This is a genomic window from Mucilaginibacter sp. 21P, assembly GCF_019331605.1.
Classification (GTDB): Bacteria; Bacteroidota; Bacteroidia; order Sphingobacteriales; family Sphingobacteriaceae; genus Mucilaginibacter; species Mucilaginibacter achroorhodeus.
The window spans coordinates 551,986-565,030 of sequence record NZ_CP063061.1; the positions used below are offsets into that span (position 1 = coordinate 551,986).

General features: G+C 42.4%; 11 protein-coding genes. 5 read left to right on the forward strand and 6 right to left on the reverse strand.

The window, feature by feature from the left end; translation table 11 throughout:
- Positions 1-103 precede the first annotated feature (103 nt).
- Together INP83_RS02290 and INP83_RS02295 are read left to right on the forward strand one after the other, a co-directional pair.
- Complete coding sequence (locus INP83_RS02290; RefSeq protein WP_219126148.1) at positions 104-1,150, forward strand: YncE family protein; 1,047 nt, start codon at positions 104-106, stop codon at positions 1,148-1,150.
- A gap of 25 nt (positions 1,151-1,175) precedes the next feature.
- Positions 1,176-2,027 (forward strand): phosphatase PAP2 family protein, encoded by an 852-nt coding sequence (locus tag INP83_RS02295; RefSeq protein WP_219126149.1) that lies wholly within the window; start codon positions 1,176-1,178, stop codon positions 2,025-2,027.
- Positions 2,028-2,038: 11 nt separating this feature from the next.
- On the opposite strand, the gene INP83_RS02300 is transcribed toward INP83_RS02295, so the two are convergent.
- From INP83_RS02300 to INP83_RS02325, 6 genes are all read right to left on the reverse strand, one after another.
- The gene (locus INP83_RS02300; RefSeq protein ID WP_219126150.1) at positions 2,039-5,089 is read right to left on the reverse strand and encodes an efflux RND transporter permease subunit; all 3,051 of its coding nucleotides are present in this window, start codon (positions 5,087-5,089) and stop codon (positions 2,039-2,041) included.
- Positions 5,090-6,022 (reverse strand): efflux RND transporter periplasmic adaptor subunit, encoded by a 933-nt coding sequence (locus INP83_RS02305; protein WP_219126151.1) that lies wholly within the window; start codon positions 6,020-6,022, stop codon positions 5,090-5,092.
- A gap of 3 nt (positions 6,023-6,025) precedes the next feature.
- Positions 6,026-7,264 (reverse strand): TolC family protein, encoded by a 1,239-nt coding sequence (locus tag INP83_RS02310; protein ID WP_219126152.1) that lies wholly within the window; start codon positions 7,262-7,264, stop codon positions 6,026-6,028.
- 160 nt (positions 7,265-7,424) lie between these two features.
- Positions 7,425-7,859 (reverse strand): PepSY-like domain-containing protein, encoded by a 435-nt coding sequence (locus tag INP83_RS02315; RefSeq protein ID WP_219126153.1) that lies wholly within the window; start codon positions 7,857-7,859, stop codon positions 7,425-7,427.
- Positions 7,860-7,937: 78 nt separating this feature from the next.
- Positions 7,938-9,185: a HAMP domain-containing sensor histidine kinase gene (locus INP83_RS02320; RefSeq protein ID WP_219126154.1), complete on the reverse strand. Its 1,248-nt coding sequence runs from the start codon at positions 9,183-9,185 to the stop codon at positions 7,938-7,940.
- Positions 9,182-9,859 (reverse strand): response regulator transcription factor, encoded by a 678-nt coding sequence (locus INP83_RS02325; RefSeq protein ID WP_219126155.1) that lies wholly within the window; start codon positions 9,857-9,859, stop codon positions 9,182-9,184. The genes INP83_RS02320 and INP83_RS02325 overlap by 4 nt, the downstream gene beginning before the upstream one ends.
- A 460-nt stretch (positions 9,860-10,319) precedes the next feature.
- On the opposite strand from INP83_RS02325, the gene INP83_RS02330 reads away from it, so the two are divergent.
- Genes INP83_RS02330 through moaA form a run of 3 tightly spaced genes read left to right on the forward strand, consistent with a single transcriptional unit; the run spans position 10,320 to position 13,041 of the window.
- A complete protein-coding gene (locus INP83_RS02330; RefSeq protein ID WP_219126156.1) occupies positions 10,320-11,456 on the forward strand; it encodes an XdhC family protein in 1,137 nt (378 codons plus the stop codon).
- A 10-nt stretch (positions 11,457-11,466) separates the two neighbouring features.
- Positions 11,467-12,051, forward strand: a complete 585-nt coding sequence (locus INP83_RS02335) for an NTP transferase domain-containing protein (RefSeq protein ID WP_146273044.1) — start codon at positions 11,467-11,469, stop codon at positions 12,049-12,051.
- A 9-nt stretch (positions 12,052-12,060) separates the two neighbouring features.
- On the forward strand, positions 12,061-13,041 hold the full coding sequence (moaA, locus tag INP83_RS02340; RefSeq protein ID WP_146273045.1) for a GTP 3',8-cyclase MoaA: 981 nt from the start codon (positions 12,061-12,063) through the stop codon (positions 13,039-13,041).
- Positions 13,042-13,045: the final 4 nt, after the last annotated feature.

Consider the following 13,045-nt stretch of genomic DNA (forward strand, 5'->3'; position numbering starts at 1 on the left):
ACATTCTGTCTCACTTTTATTGGATTTACTTCGGTCATGACCCGTTATTAAACTTCTGAAGAAGATTACTCCAACATTCCTACAGAATGCTATTGTATATAGCATGAAATTTTTTATCATGCTAAAATCTAATATTGCCAAAGCATTTTCAGCGCTTGGTATAGTGCTTACAGCGTTGAGTGCATCAGCACAAAATAAAACAGGTTTACATATTCTCAAAAAACATCCTATTAAAAGTAGCGGCGGTTGGGATTATATTACGGTTGATGCTGCAGAGAAAAAGATCTACGTATCTCACGGTACGCAGGTAAATATTTTAAGCACAGTTACCGGCGACTCCATAGGGGTTATTCCAAATACAAACGGCGTTCACGGGATTGCATTGGTTAAAACGTTGGGGAAAGGTTATACCAGCAACGGTCGCGATAATTCATGCACCATATTTGATCTTAAAACCAATACCGAACTGGGAAGGGTAGCTGTTGGCACCAATCCCGACGCGATATTTTATGATGACTTTTCTAAAAAAGTATATGCCTTTAATGGTCGCAGTAATGATGCCTCTGTAATAGACCCTGCAACTGATAAGGTTGTGGCGACTATCCCCTTAGGGGGTAAACCAGAAACCGGAGTTTCTGATGGCAAAGGCAGGATATTTGTGAATTCTGAAACTACCAATGAGGTGGTGGTAATTAATGCCAGCACATACAAAGTTATAGATCGTTACAAAATAAACGGAGGCGATGAACCATCAGGATTAGCCATAGATAGGGTTACCAGGCGCTTATTTGTTGGTTGCGGGGGCAATGCCACACTTGTAGTTATGGATGCTACTAATGGCCTAAATCTTGTAAAATTTAAAATTGGCGATTGCGATGGTGCAGCATTTGACCCGGCACTAAAAATGATCTATGTCTCTAACGGAGATGGTAATATGTCCGTTATCAAGGAGGTTAGCGCCAATAAATTTGTTTTCGTTGAGAATGTACCTACGGAAAAGAGTGCACGTACTATCGGCATAGATACTATTACCCATCACCTATTTTTGCCTGCTGCACAAATGGAGGCCACGCCACCAACGACAGAGAATCCTCACCCACGGCCGCACATGCTGCCGGGTACTTTCCACGTAATTGAAATAGGTAAATAGTTTTACATTTAATGCCCACTACCTCTTGAAAAGTATATTAACACTCCTACTTTGCTGTATTATCAGTTTTAAAGCTTTTTCGCAGCAAACACAAACTGATACCGGTAAAAAAATAAATATTGCAGATACCTTAAAGAAAAATCTTTTTACTGCGCCTGATACCGTTAAACATCTGCGAAGCAAAGCTTGGGCGCTTGTCCCCCCGGCAGCACTGGTGGCTTATGGCACCAGCAACTTTTTTTTAAAGCCAGTACGCAGGCTTGATGTTAGTATCTACAATGACATTAATGAGGATGCACCAAACTTTAAACATCATCCCGAAAATTATTTCCAATATACACCCGTTGCCCTGGTTTACGCCTTAAACCTTGTTGGCATACATGGTAAAAATACTTTTGTAGACCGTTCTCTTATTTTTGTGATGGCCGAGGGCATGATGGGTTTAACCACTTTCGGCTTAAAGAAGGTTACACACAGGTTACGCCCGGATGGTTCTGATTACAACTCGTTCCCGTCTGGCCATACGGCTAACGCTTTTTTGGGTGCCGAATTTATGGCGCAGGAGTTAGGCGATAAATCAATAGGGTACAGTGTTATTGGTTATGGTTTTGCTACTGCTACGGGCATTTTACGCATGTATAATCGCGACCATTGGTTTAGCGATGTAGTAGCCGGTGCAGGTTTCGGCATACTATCTGCCAAAGCGGCTTATCTGCTTTACCCTTATATCCGCAACCGATTGTTTAAAGCCGGTAGGGAAAAAGAAGACAACCGCAACATACCTGATGAATTAAAAAAACAACCCAAAACAAGTTCTATTATAATGCCTTCTTATAATAATGGGATAGTAGGGTTAAATTTCGCTATGCAGTTTTAAACTCCAAGCAGCTATTTTTTAGGGAATACATAATTGCGGTAAAATATCCGCAGCATGCTTGGCAAAACTATCAGCAACAATGGCAACGCTGCTAAAAAGCCGCCTATCACTGCTATAGCTAACGGTTGGTGCAATTGCGCACCGGCACCAATACCCAATGCTAAAGGCATTAGGGCTATTATAGCGCCGAGCGCCGTCATTAATTTGGGGCGTAAACGGGTAGATATAGAATAAACGATCGCATCATCTATCGTACTTTCCCTGGCGCTCTCTCTGAACTGCCAAAAGGTAAAAATGGCATTTTCTCCTATTATACCCACTATCATGATCAAGCCTGTATAACTACCCACATTTAAAGGCGTGTTAGTGAGATATAGGGCCAGCAGGCTGCCTCCGATACCTAAAACAGCTATGATCAATATCAACAATGCAATCCTGAATTGTTTAAACAAGAACAATATCACCCCAAAAACCAGCAGGCTTGCTGTTATTAATATCGTCAACAGTTCCTTAAAGCTTTGTTGCTGCTCGGCATAGGCGCCACCATACGCTATGTGATAACCGGATGGCAGGTTTATTTTTTCGGCTATACCTTTTTGTATGGCGGGGATAACGCTTCCAAGGTCGCTATTCTCTAAGCGAGCGCTTACAACGCCCATAGCTTGTAAGTTCTCGCGCTCAACTTCCGCGTCGCCGGGGTGCAAATTTACTGTAGCCAATTGTGTAATAGGCAAAAGCCTGCCATCGGGTAAAAACAAGCTCAGCTTTTTTATACCCGCCACATCTTGCACACGATTGTCCGGGTAAACCATACGAATAGGCGACTGCTGTTCGCGCTCAAATAAATTGCCTATCACATTTCCCTCTAAGGCTGACTGTACTTGCGACTGCAGCGCCGCGGGTGTAATGTTGTATTGAGCAAGCTTGCTATAATCTGGTATTATATCTACTGAGGGGCCGGCGATAACAATACCATCAAACACATCAGCGGTCCCCTTAACAGCGGTTACGACAGCGGCAACCTGCTTAGATAGTTGCTGTAACTTAGCCTGATCATTGCCAAAAACCTTTATTTCTATTGGTTGCGTTGATGTCATCAGGTCACCAAGCATATCACCTATTACCTGCCCAAAATCTACACGCAACGCCGGCTGGGTTTCTTCGATATGCGCACGCAGATCACTAATTACCTCTTCTGATGTTTTCTTGTGGCCTTTTTTTAGCTGTATAAGATAATCGCCGGTATTGGGCTCTGTTATGAAAAAACCCATCTGCGTTCCGGTTCGGCGCGAATATGCTGCAACATCCGGCTCTTTGATGATCACCTTTTCTATCTCTCGCAGCATACGATCGGTCTCTTCAAGCGAAGTTCCGGGCGGCGAAGTATAATCTAATACAATGCTACCTTCATCCATATCCGGCAGGAAACCCGTTCCCAATTTACCGGGCACAAATATTATCACGGTAATAAGCACTAAAATTAAAACGATGCTTACTACTGGTCGCATAATAAAAAATGATACCCAACGCTGCCTCTTTACCTCATGCGCCACTTCTTTTTTACCTACATTATTTATTTCAGAATTTTTGGTAAGCAGCAGATAAATCACCGGTAAACCTATCCACGTAACAAAAAAGGAAGATACAAGGGTGATGATCATCGTATCTGTCATCACCTTAAAATAAGCGCCGGCAACTCCCGTCATCAGCAAAAAGGGAATAAAGATAACTATAGTACTTACCGACGAACCTACCATAGCGGGGAAAAGATAGTTGATAGCTTTTTGTAAAAGCGTTACGGTAGGTTCTTCAGGATGCTCCTCATGTGTTCGGTGAATCTGTTCCACCACAACAATGGCATCATCAATTATTAAACCGATGGCTGCGGCTATAGCACCTAACGTCATGATGTTTAAGGTGTAGCCAATAGCATATAAAATAACAAGCGTAAGGCCAAGAGTAACAGGTATAGTTATCAATATAGTGGCACTTGCTTTAACCGACCTAAGGAAAACTATAGCTACAATGATCGCCAGCACAAGGCCTATCCACAAACTATCACTTACGCTTTTTACCGATTCGTTTACAAAATCTGCCTGTACGTAGTAAGGTTTTATTGTTACACCTTTGGGCAGCACTTTTTGCAACTCGGCCACTTTGGTCGTCATTGCTGCAGAGATGTCCACAAGGTTAGCATTCGGCTGTTTGATAACCGCGATCAGTACACCCTCGTGACCGTTGGCGTTAATTTTAGTATATTCTATCCCGGGGTTAATCTGTATTTCGGCAATATCCTTTAGCTGAACAATGCGCTTCCGGTTGTTACTCAACACCAGGTTTTTCAATTGCTCGCTGGTGTTTACGCTGGCATCTGTGACCGTTAAGTACAGCATTTTAAAATCAGACAAATAGCCGTTTGATTTGATGAATGCTGTTTGCGCAAGCGTGTTAGTGATCATATCAGGCGTTAAACCAAGTGCGCTCATTTTTTGGCGGTTAAGCACCAGCCAATATTCCTTTGTTTTACCACCGATAACCCTTATTTCTGATACGCCATCAACCTGCGACAGAAAGGGTTTTACCGTATATGTAGCCAGCTGCTTTAATTCGATTGGTGACAGGTTATGGCTCTCAAGCGTATACCCGCTTACCGGCAAAATGGAGGGGTTCATCTTTTCCACCGTGACGTTAACTTCGGGCGGAAGGTTATTTTTTATTTGCGCAATGCGCGATTCGATGCGTTGCTGGCTCAGGTCGATATCGGCATTCCAATTCATATAGGCTGATATCTCGCAGCTTCCACGGCTGGTAGTACTGCGTACATAGTGCAGGTATGGCACTTGTTTAACAGCATTTTCCAAAGGCTTGGTAACCGTAACCATCATTTTGTTTACAGGTTGCAGGCCTGCATCTGCAATGATCTTTATTTTAGGAAAAGTGATCTCCGGAAAAAGGGAAGTTTGCAGCCGTGAGTAAGCAAAACCACCACTCAACATCAAAATAAAAAGCACCAGGCTGATGGGCTTTTTATGCGTGATGAAAAAATTGTTAAGGTTATTCATTTATTTGACAATTTTAACCTTCGCAGTATCGGCTAAGCCATAATTTCCGGTCACAATCACGCGGTCGGCCGGTTTAAAGGCGGGTGCTAATATTTCTATTCTCCCACCAGATTCGATACCTTTTCTTATAGCCGTTTTTATTGCAGTGGTATCGTTTATGAGCTTCATTACCCAAAACTCCGTTTGTGTTTCGTTTGATAACACTGCCGATTTGGGTAACGATGGCGCGCTACTTTTTGCGGTTTTTATAATGGTTGCCTTAGCCACCAGGTTCTCGGGTATAGGATGAGTATTATTCACTTTAATTACAATACCTTGTGTTTGGGAAAGGGTATCAACCGATGGCATTAGCGAAGCAATGTGGCCATTAAGTTTCTCACCATCGGGCAGCGTAAGCATAAGGTTTTGGTTGCCCGGAATAACACCTCGCAATTCGTAAGGCAATTGCAGCACAAAGGCAAAGCTTTCGCGGTCGCTAATTATAGCTAATTGCTGGCCGTCCTGCACGTAATCGCCAACCTGGTGCAGCAACTGCGTTACATAGCCGCTGCGTGAGGCCTTAATCTTGTTAACACCCGAAAACTTAAAAGTAGTATCAAGCACATTGATGGTGTTACCAATACTTTGCGCCTCTTTGGTCTTTAAGGTAAACATAAGCTGGCCTTTTTGAACGTAATGCCCGGGTTGCACATTTACTTTTGTTATATAGCCAATAGCGTTAGCGCTTACATAATTTTTTTGCAGGAATAATGATGTTGCGTTCAGCTCAACAGAATCGGCCAAGGCACTGTTACCTACGGTAGCAACTGTAACCGGTGTTTGCGATTGTACTACTGTATCCTCATCGGCAGGAGCATTGCCCTTGCAAGAGCAAATTGCAATAATGCTAACACAGGCAAGTAATATGTTTATTGGCGTGTAATATCGGTTCATATATTATCGGCTCCAGTAATTAAGTTGATTAACAAGTTGCAGCTTGCTGATGATATTTTGCGTAAGCAGGTTTTTTATACTGAGGTAATTATTAACTGCCAGTATCAGGTCGGCAATTTTAAGATCACCAGTTTGTAGTAGCTTGGTGTCAACTTTTATCAAGCTTTCCGAATATTTAAGTTGATCGGTGATCTCGGCTACCAATTTATCGTAATCGTTTATCTGCTGGTTTAGCTGGTTTATCTGCTGGGTGTACTGGTTATTAAAAAAGGCTTTATAACTCTTGCTGGTTTCTTGCTCAAGCAATAATTTTTTATAAAGTAATTTACGCTGCCCGCCATCGTACAATGGCATACTTACGGTAAAGCCTATACTGGTGCCAAAATTTCTGTAATACTGCGCTGTAAGATCGGAGTTGTAACCACCATCGGCAAAAACACTTAACCTTGGGCGGTAACTATAATCTATAAGTTTACGGCTATTGGCAAGGCGGACACTGTCTAACTGGTATTGTTTGAAAAAGATACTTGTGCTGCGGTCCGTAACGGCTACATTCCGTTGCAGCTCGGGTTTGGCTATTTCAAAAATAGTAGTATCGGCTATGCCGGATAAATAATTGAGCGTAGCGTAATCCGTTTTGTACTGCAAGCGCGATTGTGATAGTTGTAATCGCGCTTGTTTTAGCGTAACCAAAAAAGTAAGATAGTCACTTTGGCGGTACACGTTGCTGCGTGTAAGGCGCTTAAGCAGGTTTTCCTCCTTACTTAACAGGTCTACTACTTCCTGGTTAAAACGCTGTTGCTGCAGGCTGCCATAAGCAGTTATGTACTGGCCGATGATGGTACGACGAAGATCTTGTTCGGATAAATTGATGCTATTACGCAAAGAGTCGTTTTGAATACCAAGAGCTGCGAATTGCGCATTTAAATATCCTTTACCAACAAAAGCCTTACTAACCGTTATCAACCCATTTAAGAATTGGCCGTTAGTAATAGCCGAAGAATAGCCATAACCCTTTATAACAGGCGCGTATAAACCTGCGCTGCTTGCAGTAACCTGCGGCTTAAAACCTGCCCGTATGCGTACACTATCTAATCGCGCAGAGAGGATCTGATTGTTAAGATCCTTTATAAGCGGGCTGTTTTTGATGGCATGCTGCAAATAATCATCCAGCGTTTTACTTTGGCCAAAACAAGTTGTGCTAAATAAAAAGATCAGAAAAAAATTGATAACACGCCTCATGGGGTACGTTAGCTATTGGCTATTAAGTTAAATTTTTCAACTGTAAATCTCCCACTAAATTCTGTAGACATTTTGTGGAATAAAAAATGCTGTGGCGACAGTCCACAGCATAAATAACCGACTCTATACCGGTTAAATAATTACAAACTGGAAGGGGGTTTTAATCCTCCGCTATCTTTATAAATTTGCCCGCGGCGTCAAATAAGAGGTCTCTGCCTTTTACTTCTGCCTCATAGTTAACGTCGCCGGTGGCGGTTTTTGTAATTTTGGCGGCTTCTTTAATATCAGCAGTTTTGTAATGCTCTTTTATGTAAGCAATAACACTTGCCGGCAGTGCTGTGGCGCTTATACCCGTTTCAGCCTCAAGCTGGGTGCCGTCAGCTTTAAAAGTTGTCGACATTTGGGTTCTGCCCTGTTTAAATTCAGCCTCAAAATCGCCCTTTTCCTTTTCCCATTTAACCACTTTTACCGCCGGATAGGATTTTATAAAGGATGCTTTAACTGCCGGCGGAATTTGGATTGAGCGTTGAGCCATAACTGTTATGGCCGTTGAGGCTGCTATTAATATAGCCGCTGTTGTTTTAATCGATTTCATTAGCCTGGTGATTTTTATACTAATGTATCAGCTCAATCTGTACGCAATTTGGATTAGTATTGTAGGAATTTGGGATAATTAAAATAGTACAGAAAAAATGTGACTATCCTTGTCTCTCTGATATTGCAACTTAAAGCCGTACCTATCGCAGATCTGTTTACAAAGCGTTAAGCCCAGCCCTATACCTTCAGAACCGTCTGACTTGTGGAACCGTTTAAGCACCTGTTCAAAATTAAACGCATGCTTTCCGGTGTTTATGATGGATAACTTATCAGCATCCAGCAATACCGATAAACTGCCTGCCTGGTAATTGTGCCTGATGGCATTGCTGATCAGGTTATTAACTAATATCTCCATAAGCGACCTATTAGCGTTGATCTGCTTGTTACCGAGTTTGGTTTTCAAAGTAATGCCCAATTGAAGGATCATTTCCTCGTGTTGGTAAATACTATCCTCTAAAACTTCTCTCACATTAACCTGCTGGATATCCTGTATCAGCCCATTCTCAATTTTGGCCAATAAAAGCATAGATTTATTTAAGCGGGTTAACCTGGTAACGGTGCCGTAAATATCGTTTAGTAATTTGCTTTGCTTGTCGGTAAAATCATCGGTTTGAACCAGGGTATCCAGTTTGGAGTTGATCACAGAGATTGGCGTCATCAACTCATGAGAGGCGTTCTCCGTAAATACTTTTAAATTCTTATAGTCGTTTTTTACCCTATCAGCCATACTTGTAACGGCGTGGTCAAGTTCAGTAAATTCATCAATTGCTGATGGCGTGCTATTAACTGAAGCATTATCAACAAGGCTAAAATCTTTTAATTGGGATAATACCTTGTAAAATGGCTTCCAAATACTTTTAAGAATTATTCGGTTTAACAGTAATAAAACCAGCAGCAATATAACTATAACACCTATGGTGATTAAGAAAACTACCTGGATCAGGTCTTCAGTCTCTACTTTAGACTGCGTAACCAAGATGCTGTAGTTTTGCCCAGATACATTTACGGAACTAATTAACGCCCTGCCAGCTTCCATGTCTTTCTCATCCAGGTCATGATAAACGGTATCTACAAAGCGTCTTTTAACCTTTCCGCTTCCCAGCTTCATAAAAGCAATTTGCTGGTGGTTGCTTTCATAAACATCAGGAAGATGATGATTTTTGGATACATAGCTAAACACCTCGTTTTCTTCAAGCACAAGGTCTTTGTCTATCTGATTAGTTAAAATATGGCTGATGGTGTAATAGTAAATTATGCCGGTAACCAGCATAATTATTACTGTTACTGCTACATTGATCCTGTTGTATTTGGTTAGCAGTTTCATGCAACTATAAATTTATAGCCCATGCCGTACGCTGCTTGTATGTAATCTTTAGCGCCTGCCTCAACCAGTTTTTTGCGTATGTTTTTAATATGCGAATAAATAAAATCGAAGTTATCAGCGATATCTATACTATCACCCCAAAGGTGCTCAGCTATGGCGCTCTTCGAAACCACTTTGCCTTTGTTGGCTATAAAATAAAGCAATAGGGAATATTCTTTACGGGTAAATTTTACAGCGGTGCCATTTACCTTTACCGCTTTTGCGTCCAGGTCAATGTCTATCTCGTTGAACTTAAGATTATTGCTACCGTTAAAAGCCCTGCGCCTTACAATTGCCATAACCCGCGACCTCAGTTCAGATAAATGGAACGGCTTAGTCAAATAATCATCAGCGCCAAGGTCAAGCCCGGTAAGGCGGTCATCCAGCGAGTTTTTTGCGGAGATGATAAGCACACCATCATCCCGCCCATTTTCTTTTAAATGCCTTACTATATCAAGTCCATTTCCCTGCGGCAAAGTTAGATCGAGTATAACGCAATCGTAGCGGTAAACACTCACCTTTGCCAATGCTGACGAGAAATCGGCCGCTGTTTCGCATATACTATCACTGCCTGTAAAATAAGCTTCAATACTATCTCGCAAGCCTGTTTCGTCTTCTATTACTAAGATTTTCACTACATAAAATTAATACTTAAAGTTGGAGAAATACTGTTGGAGCTTTTTTAAAGATGATTGTAATCTAAAAACCAATTAAACCTCTTTATATATTAGGTATATATTGTCCAGTTGGTTTATTGCGACTTTGAATCACTACATCATTGATCATATTTGCAATATACATCGGAGTATCCGCTGGTCAACTTCATACTAAAACGGGCCCAGGATTGCGTTTATTGAGAACGGAGATGATTGGGCCTTTTAAAATGGGATTTGCAGTTTTAACCCCACATTATATTTTTTGACAGCTACTGTAATCTGATCAACGCTCTGAAGGTCCGGAAAACTTAACGCCATTTAAAGTTGAATATCCGAATGACTGGCCGCTTTGCCGCAGCATGAACAAATGCTATATTTGATCTTATCGGTAAACATATCAGAAAACTACCGTTTGGCTTAATAAACATAAAGCAGATAATTGAAAGAACTGAAAGATATTGTAAAAGCTTACGACCAAGCACAAAGTGAAGGAAAGGAAACTGCCTTAGCTACCGTTGTACACGTTGAAGGCTCTTCTTACCGAAGGGCCGGCGCACGTATGCTGATCACAGAAGATGGGAAGCTTACCGGTGCCATCAGCGGCGGCTGCCTGGAAGGTGACGCTTTGCGGAAGGCGAGGTTAGCCATGGCAGAACAAAAACCGATGCTGGTAACATATGATACCACGGATGAGGACGATGCGAAATTTGGCGTAGGCCTGGGCTGTAATGGGATCATTCAAATACTAATAGAGCCGCTCCGGGTAGAAAATAATCTTGTCAGTTTCTTTAGACCTTTTTTGAGCAAGCGAGAACGCGCTGTTTTGGTTACTGTCTTCAATATGGCCGACCGGCACGCTACTCAATATGGTACCTGCATATTTATTGAGAAGAATGGGCAGGTAACAGGAGATATACCGGACAAGAATTTCGCAGAATTAGTTCTTAGCGACAGTTTGGATGTCTTAGAACATGGTAAACGACCTCAAAAAATCTACAGGAAACACGAAGAGTTCACCTATTTCATAGAATTACTGGAGCCCGAAGTTTCATTGATCATCGCTGGTGCCGGTAACGACGCCATGCCGTTGGTGCAAATAGCCAAGGTTTTAGGATGGTCTGTAACGCTGGCTGATGGCAGGGCAAACTACAACACTGCCGAACGTTTTCCATTAGCGGATCGGCTGATCATTGCCAAGCCTGAAGATGTGATGCGGCAAATAACGGTAGATAGCCGAACCGTTTTTATGCTGATGACCCATAATTACAATTACGACATGGCCCTACTCAAGGAATTGTTGCCGATCGACTTGCCCTATATTGGTGTACTCGGCCCGAAAAAGCGGTTGTTACGCATGTTGGAGGAAATAACAGGATCAACGATCAGTGAACCCTTAGAGTCTGAAAATGTTTATGGCCCCGCCGGTTTAGACATAGGTTCTGAAAACGCAGAAGAGATCGCTATTGCTATTATTGCCGAGATACAATCGGTTTTAAACCAGCGCGATCCGGCACCATTAAAAGCAAAACAATACATTCATGAGCGCGCCGAAACAATGGTTCAAAGACAACGTTAATTAATAAAAAATGATAAACGCCGTGATCCTTGCTGCCGGTTCCTCAAGCAGGCTTGGCCGTCCTAAACAGAACCTGGAATATCGTGGCCGTACCTTATTGCAGCAAGCTATTGCCTGTGCAGGAAATATTGCCGAAAAAGTGCTGGTGGTGTTGGGTGCTAATGAAGACCTTATCGCGGCAACCTTTGATAATGCTGGTGCTGAGATAATCTCAAACCCTGGTTGGCAGGAAGGCATGGCATCCTCTATCCGGGTTGCGATCACATATTTAGAAAAGAAATATCCGGTTACGAGCCATGTAATTTTGATGGTTTGCGACCAGCCATTTGTTAGTGCTGATTTTTTGGAAGAACTCAAAAGCACGGCGATGAACACAGGAAAAGGGATCACCGCAACCGCCTATGGTGATACCGTGGGCGTGCCCGTTATTTTTTCATCCGCTTATTTTTCTGCCTTACGGGAACTAACAGGTGATGAAGGTGCTAAGGCGATTTTGAAGATCAATTATCATGACCTGGTACAGGTGACGTTTAAGCAGGCATTAATTGATATTGATACAGAGACAGACTATCAGCATTTGCTTGGTAGTGAATAAAAGAAATATATGATCGAAGATTCTTTCGGACGGGTACATGACTACTTGCGGATATCGCTTACTGATAACTGTAACTTTCGGTGCTTTTATTGCATGCCTGATGAAGAATACGATTTTACGCCGGCATCGCGATTGATGCAGGCCAATGAGATTGTTACCCTTGCGGAAATATTTGTGGCAGAGGGTGTGAAAAAGATCAGGTTAACCGGCGGGGAGCCGCTTGTGCGGAAAGATGCTGCCCTCATCATTGCAGAATTAGGTAAATTGCCGGTAGAGTTGACCATGACCACTAACGGCAGTCGCCTGCACGACATGTTGCCTGCTTTGCTAAGTGCCAATATCCGTTCGGTCAATATTAGTCTGGATACCCTACAGGAAGAAAAATTTCTGCTCGCCACCCGCAGTAGATCCTTTAAACAGGTTTTAAGTAACATTGAATTACTGTTAGATCATGGCATTGCCGTAAAGGTCAATATGGTGTTGATGAAGGGCTTTAACGATAGCGAGATCAATGACTTTATTGCCTGGACCAAGTTCAAACCGCTTCAGATCCGCTTTATCGAATTTATGCCATTTAGCGGTAACCGTTGGACGAGTAATAAGGTCTTTTCTCAGCAGGAGATCCTGGACGTCATCAGCAGAGAATACATCTACCATGCAGTGGCTTCTAAGCCCAATGATACAGCAAGGCATTTTAAACTACCGGATCACTTTGGGTCTTTTGCTATTATCAGTACCATGACCGCCCCATTTTGTGATACCTGTAACCGCATGCGTTTAACGGCGGACGGTAAACTGAAAAATTGCCTATTTTCAAACGGGGAGACAGATCTGCTTACTGTGTTACGCTCCGGAGGTGACGTGTTGCCGGTCATAAAGACCTGTATCTGGCAAAAAGAAAAAGAACTTGGCGGGCAGTTGGGCAGAAACTTTGAAACGTTAAATGCTGAAATGTTGAATAACCGCAGTATGATCACTATAGGGGGATAAGAAA